Source organism: Pseudoduganella plicata, from assembly GCF_004421005.1.
In the GTDB taxonomy this organism is placed as follows: Bacteria; Pseudomonadota; Gammaproteobacteria; order Burkholderiales; family Burkholderiaceae_D; genus Rugamonas; species Rugamonas plicata.
This window is the reverse complement of the sequence record NZ_CP038026.1, coordinates 4,516,545-4,532,742: the sequence shown is the minus strand read 5'-3', so window position 1 is coordinate 4,532,742 and position 16,198 is coordinate 4,516,545. Positions and strand designations below refer to the sequence as shown.

General features: G+C 60.4%; 14 protein-coding genes and 2 rRNA genes. 4 read left to right on the top strand and 12 right to left on the bottom strand.

The genetic code is table 11. The annotated features are described in order from the left end of the window. Positions 1–12: 12 nt before the first annotated feature. From metW to E1742_RS19965, 10 genes are all read right to left on the bottom strand, one after another. Positions 13–624: a methionine biosynthesis protein MetW gene (metW, locus tag E1742_RS20010; protein WP_134386905.1), complete on the bottom strand. Its 612-nt coding sequence runs from the start codon at positions 622–624 to the stop codon at positions 13–15. Further along, on the bottom strand, positions 621–1,787 hold the full coding sequence (gene metX, locus E1742_RS20005) for a homoserine O-succinyltransferase MetX (protein ID WP_134386904.1): 1,167 nt from the start codon (positions 1,785–1,787) through the stop codon (positions 621–623). Before metX ends, metW begins: the two co-directional genes overlap by 4 nt. Positions 1,788–1,898: 111 nt before the next feature. Continuing rightward, complete coding sequence (ptsP, locus tag E1742_RS20000; protein ID WP_134386903.1) at positions 1,899–3,650, bottom strand: phosphoenolpyruvate--protein phosphotransferase; 1,752 nt, start codon at positions 3,648–3,650, stop codon at positions 1,899–1,901. Positions 3,651–3,695: 45 nt separating this feature from the next. Next, on the bottom strand, positions 3,696–3,965 hold the full coding sequence (locus tag E1742_RS19995) for an HPr family phosphocarrier protein (protein ID WP_134386902.1): 270 nt from the start codon (positions 3,963–3,965) through the stop codon (positions 3,696–3,698). A gap of 76 nt (positions 3,966–4,041) precedes the next feature. After that, on the bottom strand, positions 4,042–4,443 hold the full coding sequence (locus E1742_RS19990) for a PTS sugar transporter subunit IIA (RefSeq protein ID WP_134386901.1): 402 nt from the start codon (positions 4,441–4,443) through the stop codon (positions 4,042–4,044). 2 nt (positions 4,444–4,445) lie between these two features. After that, a complete protein-coding gene (gene gshB, locus E1742_RS19985) occupies positions 4,446–5,393 on the bottom strand; it encodes a glutathione synthase (protein WP_134386900.1) in 948 nt (315 codons plus the stop codon). Between the two features lie 75 nt (positions 5,394–5,468). After that, positions 5,469–6,767 carry a glutamate--cysteine ligase gene (gene gshA / locus E1742_RS19980; protein ID WP_134386899.1) on the bottom strand — a complete coding sequence of 433 codons (1,299 nt, stop codon included), beginning with the start codon at positions 6,765–6,767 and terminating at the stop codon, positions 5,469–5,471. Positions 6,768–6,891: 124 nt separating this feature from the next. Then, positions 6,892–8,403 carry an ammonium transporter gene (locus E1742_RS19975; protein ID WP_134386898.1) on the bottom strand — a complete coding sequence of 504 codons (1,512 nt, stop codon included), beginning with the start codon at positions 8,401–8,403 and terminating at the stop codon, positions 6,892–6,894. Positions 8,404–8,415: 12 nt separating this feature from the next. Next, on the bottom strand, positions 8,416–8,754 hold the full coding sequence (locus tag E1742_RS19970) for a P-II family nitrogen regulator (RefSeq protein WP_134386897.1): 339 nt from the start codon (positions 8,752–8,754) through the stop codon (positions 8,416–8,418). A 12-nt stretch (positions 8,755–8,766) separates the two neighbouring features. Continuing rightward, complete coding sequence (locus E1742_RS19965; protein ID WP_134386896.1) at positions 8,767–9,522, bottom strand: TorF family putative porin; 756 nt, start codon at positions 9,520–9,522, stop codon at positions 8,767–8,769. Between the two features lie 206 nt (positions 9,523–9,728). On the opposite strand from E1742_RS19965, the gene E1742_RS19960 reads away from it, so the two are divergent. The 4 genes from E1742_RS19960 to E1742_RS19945 all read left to right on the top strand — a co-directional run bounded on the left by E1742_RS19960 (position 9,729) and on the right by E1742_RS19945 (position 12,561). After that, positions 9,729–9,983, top strand: a complete 255-nt coding sequence (locus E1742_RS19960; protein ID WP_134386895.1) for an accessory factor UbiK family protein — start codon at positions 9,729–9,731, stop codon at positions 9,981–9,983. An 83-nt stretch (positions 9,984–10,066) separates the two neighbouring features. Next, on the top strand, positions 10,067–11,581 hold the full coding sequence (locus E1742_RS19955) for a YifB family Mg chelatase-like AAA ATPase (protein WP_134386894.1): 1,515 nt from the start codon (positions 10,067–10,069) through the stop codon (positions 11,579–11,581). A 50-nt stretch (positions 11,582–11,631) separates the two neighbouring features. After that, positions 11,632–12,135: a hypothetical protein gene (locus tag E1742_RS19950; RefSeq protein ID WP_134386893.1), complete on the top strand. Its 504-nt coding sequence runs from the start codon at positions 11,632–11,634 to the stop codon at positions 12,133–12,135. A gap of 75 nt (positions 12,136–12,210) precedes the next feature. Beyond that, positions 12,211–12,561 carry a DUF1840 domain-containing protein gene (locus E1742_RS19945; protein WP_134386892.1) on the top strand — a complete coding sequence of 117 codons (351 nt, stop codon included), beginning with the start codon at positions 12,211–12,213 and terminating at the stop codon, positions 12,559–12,561. A gap of 476 nt (positions 12,562–13,037) precedes the next feature. Here E1742_RS19945 and rrf read toward each other — a convergent pair. Beyond that, positions 13,038–13,150: ribosomal RNA gene (gene rrf, locus E1742_RS19940) — 5S ribosomal RNA — on the bottom strand. Between the two features lie 126 nt (positions 13,151–13,276). After that, a 23S ribosomal RNA gene (locus E1742_RS19935) occupies positions 13,277–16,149 on the bottom strand. Positions 16,150–16,198 lie beyond the last annotated feature (49 nt).

Here is a 16,198-nt window from a genome sequence, read left to right as displayed (position 1 = left end):
CGATAGCACAGCTTAGCCGCCGCCCTTTTTCCGCAGCCGGAACACAGCCAGCTCGCCGCGCAGGTTCGGCAGCACGTTGACGATCCTGCCTTCCGCAAGCGCCACGCATTCCATCACTTCCAGTCCCACGTCGGCCGCAAGTTCGCGGAAGTCCTCGATGGTTGCGCAGCGCACGTTGGGCGTGTCGTACCACTGGTACGGCAGCGTCTTCGACACCGGCATCCGTCCGCGCAGCAGCGCGACGCGGTGCGGCCAGTAGGCGAAGTTGGGGAACGAGACGATCGCTTCGCGCCCCACGCGCACGATATCGCGCAGCAGGTTTTCCACGTGCTGCATCATCTGCAGCGACGACAGGCACAGCACCGTGTCGAACGAATTGTCGCCAAAGATGCCGAGGCCCTTTTCGAAATCCTGCTGGATCACGCGCACGCCGCGCTTCGTGCTTGCCAGCACGCGGTCGTCCGCCAGTTCAAGACCGTAGCCGCTGCAGCGCTTGTCCGTCTGCAGGTAGTCCATCATGACGCCGTCGCCGCAGCCCACGTCCAGCACGTGCGCCCCCGGTTGTACCCAGTGGGCGATGAAGGCCAGGTCGGGCCGCGCGGTTTTCAGATCGTCGAACGTCATGCGCCCTTCCCTTCCAGTTCTTTCCATACCAGCTCGTAATAGGCACGCACCAGGTTCATGTAGCGCGCATCGTCCAGCAGGAACGCATCGTGGCCGTGCGGCGCATCGATCTCCGCATACGTCACTTCGCGCCTGTTGCAGAGCAACGCCTGAACGATCTCGCGCGAGCGCTCCGGCGAAAAACGCCAGTCGGTCGTGAACGACGCCAGGAAGAATTTTGCTTTCGTCACGGCCAGCGTTTTCGCCAGGTCGCCGTCATGCACGCGCGCCGGGTCGAAGTAGTCCAGCGCTTTCGTGATCAGCAGGTAGGTGTTGGCGTCGAAGTATTCGGAAAACTTGTCGCCCTGGTAGCGCAGGTACGATTCGATTTCGAAGTCGATGCCGAAGCCGAACTTGTAGTCGCCCCTTTCGGCGCCGTCTTTACCCACCATGTCCCTCAGCTTGCGGCCGAATTTCTCGGCCATGTCGTCATCCGACAGATACGTGATGTGGCCGACCATGCGCGCCACCTTCAGGCCGTTCTTTGGCACCACGCCATGTTCGTAGAAATCGCCGCCGCGGTAGTCCGGGTCGGACAGGATGGCCTGGCGGGCGACGTCGTTGAAGGCGATGTTCTGCGCCGAGAGCTTGGGCGTGGAGGCGATCACCACGCAGTGGCGCAGCCGGTCCGGGAACATGATGCTCCACGCGAGCGCCTGCATGCCGCCCAGCGAACCGCCCATCACGGCGGCGAACTGCGCGATGCCCAGCTGGTCGGCCAGGCGCGCCTGCGCATTGACCCAGTCCTCCACCGTCACGACAGGGAAGGCGGCGCCGTAAGGCTTGCCGGTGGCGGGATTGACGTGCATCGGGCCAGTGGAGCCGAAACACGAGCCCAGGTTGTTGACGCCGATGACGAAGAACTTGTCGGTATCGAGCGGCTTGCCGGGACCGACCATATTGTCCCACCAGCCGACGTTTTTCGGGTCGTCGGCATAGTAGCCGGCCACGTGGTGCGACGCGTTCAGCGCGTGGCACACCAGCACCGCATTGGATTTGTCGGCATTCAGGGTGCCGTATGTTTCATACATCAGGCGGTAGTCGCGCAGCGTGGCGCCGCTCTGCAACCGCAGGGGTTCCGCAAACGCCATCGTTTGCGGAGAGACGATTCCTATCGAGGACATGGGTTGTTGATCACGTTACTGCGGCCCCACGGGCCAGTCGTCGATGTGGCGCCACAATGAAGGCGCCACTGTATGCGGCCAGCCAGGGCGCGGCAGGCCCCCGGTGGTCCGTTAAATCGTCTGCAGGGCCAGCACGGCATCCGCGATGCCATCCGGGTCCATCGAACGAAGTATCTTGCGGGTCAGCGGGACGATCGCGCCCATGTCGCTGTTCAGGATTTCCTGCTTCACGGAGAGCAGTTGCGCGGGATGCATGGAGAACTCGCGCAGGCCCATGCCGAGCAGCAGGCGCGTCAGCTTGACGTCGCCCGCCATCTCGCCACACACGGCAACGTCGATACCGGCCTTCTGGCCGGCGGCTATGGTCATCGAAATCAGTTGCAGGATGGCGGGATGAAGAGGATTGTAAAGGTGTGCCACCTCATAATCAACCCGGTCGATGGCCAGCGTGTACTGAATCAGGTCGTTGGTGCCGATCGACAGGAAGTTCATCTTGCGCACGAACATCGGCAGCGCCAGCGCCGCCGCCGGGATCTCGATCATCGCGCCCACGTCCACGTTCGCGTCGAATTTGACGTTTGCTTCGCGCAGCTGTGCCTTGGCCTGTTCGATCATCGCCAGCGACTGGTCGATCTCGAAAGCATGCGCCAGCATCGGGATCAGGATGCGCACCTTGCCATGAGCGGAGGCACGCAGGATGGCGCGCAGCTGCGTCAGGAACAGCTGCGGTTCGGACAGGCAGTAGCGGATCGCGCGCAGCCCCAGCGCGGGGTTGAGAGCCGTGTGCTCGGTGGGGTCGAGCGGCTTGTCGGCGCCGATATCGAGCGTGCGGATGGTCACGGGACGGCCCTTCATCGCCGCCACGGCACGACGATACTGCTCGAACTGCTCGTCCTCGGACGGCATATCGGCCGCGCGCCCCATGAACAGGAACTCGGAGCGGAACAGGCCGACGCCGTTGGCGCCCGCTTCCAGCGCGGGACCGCAGTCGTCCGGCAGTTCGATATTGGCCAGCAGCGTGATCGGCGTACCGTCTTTTGTGACGGCCGGCGTTTTTTTCAGCTTGCCCAGCTTCTTGCGGGCGCGCTGCGCGGCCAGCTGGCGCTCACGGTACTGTTCCAGCACGAGCGCACTGGGGCTGACGATGACGACACCGGCCTCGCCATCGATGATGACCCAGTCGTCCTGCTCGATCAGCGCGGAGGCCTGCGACACGCCGACGGCGGCCGGTATGTCCAGGCTGCGCGCGACGATGGCCGTGTGCGAGTTCTGGCCGCCCACGTCCGTCACGAAGCCGATGAACGAGCGGTCGCGGAACTTGAGCATGTCGGCCGGCGAGATGTCATGCGCGATGACGACCATCTGCGCCATGAATTCGTCGTCGCCCGGGTTGACGGCATACGGCGCCGCCAGCGGCTCGCTGCCCATCAGGACTTTCAGCACCCGCTCGGCGACCTGCTGGATGTCGGCCTTGCGCTCGCGCAGGTAGGCATCCTCGATCTCGTCGAACTGGGCGGAGAGTTCCTCGATCTGCGTCACCAGCGCCCATTCGGCGTTGTAGTGGCGGCCACGGATGATGTCGAGCGGCGCCTCCGAGATCATCGGGTCCGACAGGATCAGCGCATGCACGTCGATGAATGCGCCCAGCTCCGTGGGCGCATCCTTGGGCAGCTCGTTCCACAACGTTTGCAGCTCACGGTGGACAGCCGCCAGCGCGGTCTGCAGGCGCACCACTTCCGCCTCGACGTGTTCCTCGGCGATCAGGTAGTGCTTGACGTCCAGTGCGGCCGGCGCCAGCAGGTGGGCGCGGCCGATGGCGATGCCGCGCGAGACCGGGATGCCGTGCAGTGTGAACGATGCCATCGATGCTCCTGCTGGGAAGGGGGAACGGCTGCGGTCAAACGGCATTTACTCGCCTTCGCCGAACTTGTCGTTGACGAGCGCGGACAGCGCGGCAATGCAGTCGGCTTCGTCGGCACCGTCGGCCTCCAGGGTGACCTTGGCGCCCTTGCCCGCGGCCAGCATCATGACGCCCATGATGGACTTCGCGTTGATGCGGCGCCCGTTGCGGGACAGCCAGACATCGCTTTTGTACTTGGCGGCCAGCTGGGTGAACTTGGCGGAAGCACGCGCATGCAGCCCCAGTTTGTTGCTAATCTCGAGTTCTTGCTGAATCATGTTTTAGTTTTTTCACTCATTTTGTCAGTGCGCGCCATATTAGAACGACATCTTTAAGATGCGCTTTAAGACTCGCTTATTGCACGCGAATGCGGTTGTCCACCCGGACCGCACCGCTCTGGGCGCCCGCCAGCGCCATTTCCACCACCACATCCAGCGTATCGGTGCGATACGTGATTGCCCGCAGCAGCATCGGCAGGCTGATGCCGGCGATGACTTCCACGTGCCCCGCGTCCGCCAGTTTGTTGCAGCAATTTGCCGGCGTGCCCCCTTTGACGTCGGTAATCACCAGCACACCGGAACCGTCGTCCAGCCGCTTGATCGCCGCCGCCGCCAGCTTCTGCACGTCCAGTAAATCCTGGTCCGCTATCACGTCGATTGCTTCCAGATGCTCGACCTTCCCGCGAAACACGTGCGACACCGCCGCCAGGAATGCTTCTCCCAGCGGTGCATGTGTCATAAGCAAAATTCCTACCATGGTTATCCTTGTCCGCCCGCCGCTTCCAGCGCGTCGATAAACATGGCTGCGACATCGAAGCCGGACTGCTGGGTGATCTCCTGGAAACAGGTCGGACTCGTGACGTTGACCTCGGTGAGGTAATCGCCGATCACATCCAATCCTACCAGCAATAAGCCGCGGGCGGCCAGCACGGGGCCCAGCGCCTCGGCAATCTCCCGGTCGCGCGTCGTCAGCGGTTGCGCAACGCCGATGCCGCCGGCTGCCAGATTGCCGCGAATTTCGCTGCCCTGCGGAATGCGTGCCAGCGAGAACGGGACAGGCTTGCCGCCGATGACAAGGATGCGCTTGTCACCCTTGACGATCTCGGGAATATAGCGCTGCACCATGATGGTGCGCTTGCCGTTGTCCGTCAGCGTCTCGATGATGGAGCCCAGGTTCAGGCCGTCCGCTTTGACGCGGAAGATGCCGGTGCCGCCCATGCCGTCCAGCGGCTTGAGGATGACGTCGCCATGCTCGGCGTGGAAGGCGCGCAGCCGCGCTTCGTCCGACGTCACGAGCGTTGGCGCCGTAAGCTGCGGGAACTGGGCAATGGCCAGCTTTTCGTTGTGGTCGCGGATCGCCTGCGGCTTGTTGAACACCTTGGCGCCCTGCTGTTCGGCCAGCTGCAGCAGGTACGTGCCATAGACATATTCCATGTCGAACGGCGGGTCCTTGCGCTCCAGGATGGCGTCGAACTCGCCCAGCCGCATGTCTTGCGCAGGGCCAGCCGTGTACCAGGCATCCTGGTCGCCCGTCAGCGTGATGCGCTCGACGCGCGCGCTGACGATGCCGTCGCGCAACGCCATGTGGCGCTGCTGGAAGGCATACACCTCGTGGCCGCGTTTGGCGGCCTCGGCCATCATGGCGAAGGTGGAATCCTTGTAGATCTTGAAGCTTGCCAGCGGGTCGGCGAGGAACGCGATTTTCATTGGTGCATCCATTCGAAGTAATGACTGATTTTAGCCGAGTTTCTTCGACGGCATCGCCCGCCGGCCCAGCGTGGCTCAGTACACTTCGGGATTCGGATCCGTACGTTCCATTTCCAGCGATGCCGCCAGCAAGGCCAGCCGCGCCACGACGCCGTACACGTAGAAACGGTTGGGCGCGGCCGTTCCCGGCTTGGCTTTCAGGTCGGGAATGGCGTGCTGCTGGGCAAACGCCAGCGGCACGTATTCGGAGCCGGGACCGTACAGGTTCTGATCGACGCCCCGCTCCGCGTGCACCCGGTAGAAACCGCCGACGACATAGCGGTCGATCATGTAGACGACCGGTTCGGCCACCGATTCCTTGATGCTCTCGAACGTGGGCACGCCTTCCTGGATGTTCAGGTCGGTGACCACCTTGCCGTCTTTCACAACAGACATCTTTTCGCGCTGCGCCGGCGACAGGTCTTTCAGCTCGGCCGCATCGCGGATGGTGATGATGCCTTTGCCGTACGTGCCCGCATCGGGCTTGATGATGACGAACGGTTTTTCCTTGATGCCGTATTCCTTGTATTTCTTGCGGATTTTCGCCAGCACGGCATCGACGTTGCCGGCCAAAACCTCTTGCCCCTCGCCCGTTTGCAGGTCGACTTCGCCGCATTTGGCGTGGAACGGGTTGACCATCCACGGGTCAACACCGATCAGCTTGCCGAACTTCTTCGCCACTTCGTCATAGGCCGTGAAGTGGTTGCTCTTGCGCCGCAGCGCCCAGCCCGCATGCAGCGGCGGCAGCAGGCTCTGCTCATGGATGTTTTGCAGGATGTCCGGAATGCTGGCCGACAGGTCGTTATTTAGCAGGATCGTGCATGGGTCGAAATCCTTCAGCCCGAGGCGACGGCCGTTCGAAGAACGCTCCAGTGGCTCGATGACGAGCATATTGCCGTCCGGCAGAGCCAGTGGCGTGGGCTGCGTGATCTCCGGATTGAGCGTGCCGAGCCGCACGTGCAGGCCCGTCTGGCGGAAGATCTGCGTCAGCCGGGCCACGTTTTCAAGGTAAGTCGGGTGGCGGTTATGGCTTTCCGGAATGACCAGAAGGTTGCGCGCGTCTGGGCAATATTTATCGATGGCAGCCATGGCGGCCTGTACCGACAACGGCAGCATTTCGGTCGCCAGGTGATGGAAGCCGCCCGGGAACAGGTTGGTGTCCACCGGCGCCAGCTTGTAGCCGGCGTTGCGCAGATCGACGGAGCAGTAGAACGGCGGCGTGTGTTCCTGCCACTCCAGCCGGAACCAGCGCTCGATGGCGGGCGTCGCGGCGAGGATTTTTTCTTCGAGGTCGAGCAGCGGTCCGGTCAGGGCCGTGACGAGGTGGGGCACCATGTTACATCCTTGTAGTCGGTCGGGCGAATTGCGAATTCATCAAATCGGGGCGGAACCGACAATTTAAAGGTTCTGAAAGCAAAAAAGCGCCCCGTTGGGGCGCTTTGGGCTGAACCGGACGGTATCAGGAGTGGTAGGCCGATTCGCCGTGGCTCGTGATGTCCAGGCCTTCACGCTCCTGCTCTTCCGGCACGCGCAGCCCGATGACCATGTCAACCAGCTTGTAAGCGATCACCGAAACGATGCCCGACCAGACGATCGTGATGCCGACGGCCGTAGCCTGCGTCATGACCTGGCCGGCAATCGAGAAGTCCGGGGATGCGGCATTCGTCACGTAATCCCAGATACCCTGGCCGCCCAGCGATGGCGCGGCAAATACACCGGTCAGTATCGCGCCAAGAATACCGCCGACGCCGTGCACGCCGAACACGTCCAGCGAGTCGTCCGCGCCCAGCATCCGCTTCAGGCCGTTCACGCCCCACAGGCAGACTATACCAGCGACCAGGCCGATGACCAAGCCGCCCATCGGACCGACGTAACCTGCCGCCGGGGTGATCGCGACGAGGCCGGCAACGGCGCCGGAAGCGGCACCCAGCATCGAAGGCTTGCCCTTGAAAATCCATTCTGCAAAGAGCCACGACACGGCGGCGGACGCGGTCGCCAGCAGCGTATTGATGAACGCCAGCGCGGCCACGTCGCCAGCTTCCAGCGCGGAACCGGCATTGAAGCCGAACCAGCCCACCCACAGCAGCGAAGCGCCGACCATCGTCAACGTCAGCGAGTGCGGCGCCATCGATTCGCGACCGTAGCCGACGCGCTTGCCGATCATGAAGGCGCCGACGATGCCCGCCACGGCGGCGTTGATGTGCACGACTGTGCCGCCGGCGAAGTCCAGCGCGCCTTTTTGCCAGATGAAGCCAGCTTTGGCCGCCTCGGCCGCCAGGGTGTCGGCATTCGTGATTGCGTCCGGGCCCGTCCAGAACCAGACCATGTGGGCGATCGGCAGGTACGAGAACGTGAACCACAGCACGATGAACGCGAGCACGGCGGCGAATTTCGCCCGTTCGGCAAACGCGCCCACGATCAGGGCGCAGGTAATAGCGGCAAACGTTCCCTGGAAGGCGACAAAGATAAACTCGGGAATGACGACGCCCTTGCTGAACGTGGCGGCCACTGCAAAGCCCGTGGCCGGATCGTAGATGCCATTCAGCAGCGCGCGGGCGCCCGAGCCGATGAAGGCGTTGCCTTGGGTGAAGGCGAACGAATAGCCGTACAGGCACCACAGCACGATGATCAGGCTGAAGATCGTAAATACCTGCATCAGCACCGACAGCATGTTCTTGGTACGCACCAGGCCGCCATAGAACAGTGCCAGACCGGGAATCGTCATCAGGATCACGAGCAGCGTGGCAACGAACATCCAGGCTGTGTCACCCTTGTTGGCGACGGCTGCGGGAGCTGCAGGCGCTGGCGCGACCGTCGTGGCAGCGGTCGCGGCCTGTGCGGCCGGTGCGGCAACCGTGGCAGTCGCCGCTGGCGTGGTGGCTGCCGCGTCCTGTGCCCAGGCCGGTACGGCCGTGCCGAGTGCCATCGTTACGGCAATCCCGGCCAGCCATTTTGTTATGGTTTTTTTCATTCAGTTTTCCCCTTAGAGAGCGTCGTTACCGGTTTCGCCGGTACGGATACGGATAACCTGTTCGAGGTTGTACACGAAAATCTTGCCATCGCCGATCTTGCCCGTGCGCGCCGCGCTTTCGATCGCTTCGATGGCCTGCTCGACGATGGCGTCATCCACGGCTGCCTCGATTTTCGTCTTGGGCAGAAAATCGACGACATATTCAGCGCCACGATACAGCTCCGTGTGGCCCTTCTGCCGGCCGAAACCCTTCACTTCAGTCACGGTGATGCCCTGCACGTTAATGGCGGACAGCGCTTCGCGCACTTCGTCCAGCTTGAAGGGCTTGATGATGGCGGTAATCAGTTTCATTGCGGGCCTCGTTCAGAAGGTTTTGGAGACGGTCAGCACCACGCCGGACTTGCCCAGGTTCTTGCCGTTTGGTGCGATATAGCTTTCGGTATTCGTGTCGACGTATGCCAGCGCGACGGTGGCAACGCCGAAGTCTTTGGTGACGCCGACCTTCCAGTCGGTGTAATCGGCGCCGCCGTTATTCCTGACTTTCTGATGGCCCACGTGAAGATTCAGGATGAAACCCTGTGCCAGCTCCTGGTTGACGGAGGCGTCCAGGTATTGGCTGTTCTTGCTGTCGGCGAAACCGAACAGATTGGTCAGCGAGTGGGAATATTTCAGGGTGGCTGGGCCGTAGCCCAGCTGGCCGTACAGTTCGAACGTGTTCGCGCTGGTCGGCAGCGAGTTCGACGGGTAGACGTACCCCAGGCCACCCACGTCATACGAGATGCCGGGCGCGATTTCGCCGCGCTTGCCGGCGTAGACATCCCATTCGATGCTGCCGTCGCCGCCGCCGTCTTTCACCCACTTGATGGTGGAAAGCCAGGTGCCGGCATAAAAACCTGTCGGGTTGTTGACCCAGTCGGCGCCGCCCTGCAGCGCGGGTTTCAGTCGTGTCTGCGAAATCCCGCGGTAACGGTAATCGCTGGTAACGGCCGCATTAAAGCTGATCTCATTGTCCGGTTTCGCCGCAGGCGCCGCGGCGACTTCCTGCGCGCCGGCATGGCCTGCAGCGACGCTTGCGGACAGGATGACAGCCAGTGACAGGTGCTTGCTCGGGTGTTTCATGGCGATTTCCTTTTGAGTGAACTTTTATTGCGGTTTAAAATCCAGGTGATCGTCAAAGCTTCCCCCTTCCTAAGCAGAATGCGTGCCAGCAAATGTTGTTGGATCGATAGCCGTCAGGAGGGTGGAATGCCGACCCTTTCGCACCAAATAATCTCTGGCGCCGCACTACACTGGTGCGGTCGAGACCCCATCACCTGGAGCCCATCGTGGACATGAACAATTTCTTCAACGACCTGCAAAACAAAATCAATCACGTGATCCAGAATTCTCCCGCCAAGGACATCGAGAAGAACGTCAAATCGATGATGACGCAGGGCTTTGCGCGCCTGGATCTCGTCACCCGCGAGGAATTCGACATCCAGGCGCAGGTGCTGGCCAAGACCCGTGCGCGCCTGGAACTGCTGGAAACGCGCCTGGCCGAGCTGGAAGCAAAGATGGCTGCCGAGAAGACGCCGCTGTAAGTCCCGGCCGCCTTTGCGGCCGCGCAAAACCCGGCCTGCGGGACGCTCTAGCATTTGAGGATCGTGTTCGCAGCGGGGTTTCCATGAGTCTGGCCGTCCTGAGGAGTCGCGCGCTGGCGGGCATGGAGGCGCCGCAGGTCAGTGTGGAAATCCACCTCGCCAACGGCCTGCCTGCGTTCAACATCGTCGGGCTGGCCGATACGGAAGTGAAAGAGTCGCGCGAGCGCGTGCGTGCCGCGATCCTGAACGCGGGCTTCGACATGCCGCACCATCGCATTACCGTCAATCTCGCGCCCGCCGATCTGCCCAAGGAATCCGGCCGCTTCGATCTGCCGATTGCCATTGGCATCCTGGCCGCTTCCGGCCAGATTCCCACGCCGCCGCTGTCTCTTTACGAATTCGCCGGTGAACTGTCCCTGACGGGCGAACTGCGCCCCATCCGCGGCGCCCTGGCCATGACCTTTGCGATGCAGCGCGCCAGGGGCCAGCGGCATGCATTCATCCTGCCCCGCGCCAATGCCGACGAAGCGGCGCTGGTGCCGGACGCGGCCATCTACCCCGCCGCCACGCTGCTGGAGGTCTGCAATCACTTTCGTGCTGCCGACGACACGCTCCGGCTGACGCGTCATCGGGCCAGTCTGGCGTCGATCGGGGCGACTTATCCCGACTTCGCGGAAGTGAAGGGCCAGCAGCGTGCCAAGCGGGCGCTGGAGGTCGCCGCGGCCGGCGCGCACAGCCTGCTGTTGGTAGGGCCGCCAGGTGCGGGCAAGACGATGCTGGCATCGCGCTTCGCGGGCATCCTGCCACCGATGACGGACGACGAGGCACTGGAAGCGGCCGCAGTGCAGTCGCTGACGGGCGGGTTTTCTACCCAATGCTGGAAACGTCGTCCCTTCCGCTCGCCCCATCACACGGCCTCGGCTGTGGCGCTGGTGGGCGGCGGCAGCGTGCCTCGCCCTGGGGAGATATCACTGGCCCATTGCGGCGTGCTGTTTCTGGACGAGCTGCCGGAGTTCGACCGGCGCGTACTGGAAGTGCTGCGCGAGCCGCTCGAGTCGGGTCGCGTTACCGTGTCGCGCGCAGCCAGGCAATCGGACTTTCCGGCGCGCTTCCAGCTGATCGCCGCGATGAATCCGTGTCCTTGCGGCTTCCTCGGCCTCCCCGCCGCCCGCTGCCGCTGTACACCGGAAGCTGTCGCACGATACCAGAACCGCATCTCAGGTCCGCTGCTGGATCGCATCGACATGCAGATCGAGGTGGGACCAGTCAGTGCCGAGATGCTGCTGACCGGTGCCGAAGGAGAACCGTCGGGCACCATCGCGCTGCGCGTTGAAGCGGCGCTGGAGCGCCAGATGGTCCGCCAGCAAAAAACCAACCGTCATCTGACGCCACGCGAGATCGACCGCTATTGCCAGCCCGAGCGCGCGGGACAGGAGCTGCTGCACAAGGCGATGCTGCAGTTCCACTGGTCCGCGCGGGCGTACCACCGGGTACTCAGGGTAGCAAGGACGATTGCGGATCTGGCGGACACGGCGGCGATCGCCGAAAAACACGTGGCCGAGGCCATCCAGTTTCGTCGGGCCCTGCACCACGGCTGAGGCCGCATCGCGCGGTGGCGCACGTGCTGCCTGACTGCTACCATCGGAGCATGAAGCCGCCCTTTCGATTACTTGTTATCCCGTTCGCCGCGCTGGCGGTGTGCGCCTGTAGTCCGAAGTTCGACTGGCGCGACTATCGCAGCAATGTCGCGCCGTACGCCGTGCTGTTTCCCAGCAAGCCCGCGTCGCACACGCGCTCTGTCAACCTGGACGGCCAGACAGCATCGATGACGATGGCGGCTACCGATATCGACGGCACGCTGTTCGCTGTCGGCAGCGCCGAGCTGGCGGATGCGGAGAAGGCGCAAATGGCGGTACAAGCCATGAAAACAGCGATGGTGCGCAATATCGGCGCGGCGGCCGCCAAGGAATCGATACGCGATGGTGGATTCGATGTGGAAGCTCACGGCGCCCGTGCCCGTGCACCGGTGACATTGCACGGGCGCTTTCTGGCGCGTGGGAAGCGCGTCTACCAGGTCGTAGTGATCGGACCTGAAAATGCGGTCAGCAAGGAGAATGTCGACACGTTCCTCCGCTCGTTCAGGGTCAACTGAACGTACGTGTGCGTACAATGGATCTCGAGTAGTCGTAATATCGTTAAACCAATAAAACTACAACCAGGAAGCGCCATGTTAATCACGTTCAAATCCAAATCCTCGGCAGGACTGACGATGTACCAGGAGCACGCGCAGCGTATCCTCGATCTGCTGCACAAGAATGCCAGCCGCGGCGTCATCACGGCAGCAGAAGCGGCAAAGGCGGTGGAATTGCTGGAGCAGGAAGTCGCGCTGAGCAAGCTGCACCCCGAAGTCGAAGCGGACCACGCGGCCCACACGCATGCCCATACGCTGCCTGAAGAAGGCGAGACGCCGGAAATCGCCGAACGCAACCACGTCGGCTTCGCCCAGCGTGCTTACCCGTTGCTGGAAATGCTGCGCGCCGCGCGCGACGGTGGGGACGACATCATCTGGGGCGTTTGAGCATTAACGAAAAGTGTCGGGGACTGGCCGCGCGGCAGTCCCGACGCTAACCTCTACGCCTTTCGTCATCCGAACGGCGTCCGGTGAAGGCCTGACTTCACCGAGTCGCAGGCGTGTTCGCAAGCCCGGAATCCAGAGCGGGGCAAAACCTCGCAGCGGCGATCACAGTCGGCACATACTGCTGGAATATGCGCCCCGAATGCGAAAAACCCCGCCAGATCACTGGACGGGATTTCTTTATATAAACAGTCTGGCGATAACCTACTTTCCCACTGATTGCAGGCGACGTTCGCTAGTGGCGAACGTCGCAACGTCCGCCAGTCGCGCGCGGAGCAATCGGCGCAAAGTGCGACGTCGGGCAGTGCCCGGCGGAGCGACGGTTCGGGACGGCGCGCCAAGTCGGCGGCGTGCTGGGAATATGAAGCGGAAATGAAAAAAGCCCACCAGATCACTGGTGGGCTTTTCTCGGTATAACAGCCTGACGATAACCTACTTTCACACTGGTTGCAGCACTATCATCGGCGCAAAGTCGTTTCACGGTCCTGTTCGGGATGGGAAGGGGTGGGACCGACTTGCTATGGTCATCAGGCATGACTTGTACAGAACACAGCTCTCGACAGAGCAGCTGTGTTCTTGAATCTGGAAGAAGTAAAGTTGGGGTAATACTCGTTAAAGCTCACACAGGGTAAATGCTTGCCACAACCGTCAAGGTTATAGGGACAAGCCGTACGGGCAATTAGTATCAGTTAGCTTAATGCATTACTGCACTTCCACACCTGACCTATCAACGTCCTGGTCTCGAACGACCCTTCAAAGAGCTCAAGGCTCTGGGAAATCTCATCTTAAGGCAAGTTTCCCGCTTAGATGCTTTCAGCGGTTATCTCTTCCGAACTTAGCTACCCGGCAATGCCACTGGCGTGACAACCGGTACACCAGAGGTTCGTCCACTCCGGTCCTCTCGTACTAGGAGCAGCCCCCTTCAAATTTCCAACGCCCACGGCAGATAGGGACCAAACTGTCTCACGACGTTTTAAACCCAGCTCACGTACCACTTTAAATGGCGAACAGCCATACCCTTGGGACCGGCTACAGCCCCAGGATGTGATGAGCCGACATCGAGGTGCCAAACTCCCCCGTCGATATGAACTCTTGGGAGGAATCAGCCTGTTATCCCCAGAGTACCTTTTATCCGTTGAGCGATGGCCCTTCCATACAGAACCACCGGATCACTATGTCCTACTTTCGTACCTGCTCGACTTGTCGGTCTCGCAGTTAAGCACGCTTATGCCATTGCACTATTAGCACGATGTCCGACCGTACCTAGCGTACCTTCGAACTCCTCCGTTACACTTTAGGAGGAGACCGCCCCAGTCAAACTGCCTACCATGCACTGTCCCCGATCCGGATCACGGACCAAGGTTAGAACCTCAAACAAACCAGGGTGGTATTTCAAGGTTGGCTCCACGAGAACTGGCGTCCCCGCTTCAAAGCCTCCCACCTATCCTACACAGATTGGTTCAAAGTCCAATGCAAAGCTACAGTAAAGGTTCATGGGGTCTTTCCGTCTAGCCGCGGGTAGATTGCATCATCACAAACACTTCAACTTCGCTGAGTCTCGGGAGGAGACAGTGTGGCCATCGTTACGCCATTCGTGCAGGTCGGAACTTACCCGACAAGGAATTTCGCTACCTTAGGACCGTTATAGTTACGGCCGCCGTTTACTGGGACTTCAATCAAGAGCTTGCACCCCATCATTTAATCTTCCAGCACCGGGCAGGCGTCACACCCTATACGTCCACTTTCGTGTTTGCAGAGTGCTGTGTTTTTATTAAACAGTCGCAGCCACCAGTTTATTGCAACCCTTTCGCCCTATCACAGTAAAGTGACCAAGCTACCGGGGCGTACCTTTTCCCGAAGTTACGGTACCAATTTGCCGAGTTCCTTCTCCCGAGTTCTCTCAAGCGCCTTAGAATACTCATCTCGCCCACCTGTGTCGGTTTGCGGTACGGTCTCGTATGACTGAAGCTTAGAGGCTTTTCTTGGAACCACTTCCGATTGCTTCAGAACCTAAGTTCCTCGTCCCAGTCCCTTGAATTATGTACCCGGATTTGCCTAAGTACCTTCTATGAACCAGAAACTGACTATTCCAACAGTCAGACAACCTTCCGCGATCCGTCCCCCCATCGCATCATACGACGGTGCAGGAATATTAACCTGCTTCCCATCAGCTACGCATCTCTGCCTCGCCTTAGGGGCCGACTCACCCTGCTCCGATGAACGTTGAACAGGAAACCTTGGGCTTACGGCGTGCGGGCTTTTCACCCGCATTATCGCTACTCATGTCAGCATTCGCACTTCTGATACCTCCAGCATCCTTTACAAGACACCTTCGCAGGCTTACAGAACGCTCTCCTACCATATGCTTACGCATATCCGCAGCTTCGGTGACTGGCTTAGCCCCGTTACATCTTCCGCGCAGGACGACTCGATCAGTGAGCTATTACGCTTTCTTTAAATGATGGCTGCTTCTAAGCCAACATCCTGACTGTTTTAGCCTTCCCACTTCGTTTTCCACTTAGCCAATCTTTGGGACCTTAGCTGGCGGTCTGGGTTGTTTCCCTCTTGACACCGGACGTTAGCACCCGATGTCTGTCTCCCAAGCTCGCACTCATCGGTATTCGGAGTTTGCAATGGTTTGGTAAGTCGCGATGACCCCCTAGCCATAACAGTGCTCTACCCCCGATGGTGATACTTGAGGCACTACCTAAATAGTTTTCGGAGAGAACCAGCTATTTCCAAGTTTGTTTAGCCTTTCACCCCTACCCACAGCTCATCCCCTAATTTTTCAACATTAGTGGGTTCGGTCCTCCAGTGCGTGTTACCGCACCTTCAACCTGGCCATGGGTAGATCACTTGGTTTCGGGTCTACACCCAGCAACTAGCGCCCTGTTCGGACTCGATTTCTCTGCGGCTCCCCTATTCGGTTAACCTCGCTACTGAATGTAAGTCGCTGACCCATTATACAAAAGGTACGCCGTCACGGAACAAGTCCGCTCCGACTGTTTGTATGCACACGGTTTCAGGATCTATTTCACTCCCCTCCCGGGGTTCTTTTCGCCTTTCCCTCACGGTACTGGTTCACTATCGGTCGATTACGAGTATTTAGCCTTGGAGGATGGTCCCCCCATCTTCAGACAGGATTTCTCGTGTCCCGCCCTACTTGTCGCATACTTAGTACCACCGGTCTGATTTCGCGTACGGGGCTATCACCCACTATGGCGCCTATTTCCAGAGGCTTCCACTATCAGTCCGACTATCATATGCAGGCTCATCCCATTTCGCTCGCCACTACTTTGGGAATCTCGGTTGATTTATTTTCCTGCAGCTACTTAGATGTTTCAGTTCGCCGCGTTCGCCTCACACACCTATGTATTCAGTGAGTGATACCCTAAAAGGGTGGGTTTCCCCATTCGGAAATCTACGGATCAAAGCTCGTTTGTCAGCTCCCCGTAGCTTATCGCAGACTACTACGTCCTTCATCGCCTGTAATCGCCAAGGCATCCACCATGTGCACTTATTCACTTGTCCCTATAACCTTGACGGCTATCGGTTCAAGCATTTACTACTGTGTTTTTGA

Coding starts and splice junctions, on each gene's coding strand:
- E1742_RS19965 (WP_134386896.1), bottom strand. CDS start 9,522: ATGAAACACCCGAGCAAGCACCTGTCACTGGCTGTCATCCTGTCCGCA.
- E1742_RS19975 (WP_134386898.1), bottom strand. CDS start 8,403: ATGAAAAAAACCATAACAAAATGGCTGGCCGGGATTGCCGTAACGATG.
- ptsP (WP_134386903.1), bottom strand. CDS start 3,650: ATGGCATCGTTCACACTGCACGGCATCCCGGTCTCGCGCGGCATCGCC.
- E1742_RS19990 (WP_134386901.1), bottom strand. CDS start 4,443: ATGGTAGGAATTTTGCTTATGACACATGCACCGCTGGGAGAAGCATTC.
- E1742_RS19995 (WP_134386902.1), bottom strand. CDS start 3,965: ATGATTCAGCAAGAACTCGAGATTAGCAACAAACTGGGGCTGCATGCG.
- E1742_RS19970 (WP_134386897.1), bottom strand. CDS start 8,754: ATGAAACTGATTACCGCCATCATCAAGCCCTTCAAGCTGGACGAAGTG.
- E1742_RS19950 (WP_134386893.1), top strand. CDS start 11,632: ATGAAGCCGCCCTTTCGATTACTTGTTATCCCGTTCGCCGCGCTGGCG.
- metX (WP_134386904.1), bottom strand. CDS start 1,787: ATGTCCTCGATAGGAATCGTCTCTCCGCAAACGATGGCGTTTGCGGAA.
- E1742_RS19945 (WP_134386892.1), top strand. CDS start 12,211: ATGTTAATCACGTTCAAATCCAAATCCTCGGCAGGACTGACGATGTAC.
- gshA (WP_134386899.1), bottom strand. CDS start 6,767: ATGGTGCCCCACCTCGTCACGGCCCTGACCGGACCGCTGCTCGACCTC.
- metW (WP_134386905.1), bottom strand. CDS start 624: ATGACGTTCGACGATCTGAAAACCGCGCGGCCCGACCTGGCCTTCATC.
- gshB (WP_134386900.1), bottom strand. CDS start 5,393: ATGAAAATCGCGTTCCTCGCCGACCCGCTGGCAAGCTTCAAGATCTAC.
- E1742_RS19955 (WP_134386894.1), top strand. CDS start 10,067: ATGAGTCTGGCCGTCCTGAGGAGTCGCGCGCTGGCGGGCATGGAGGCG.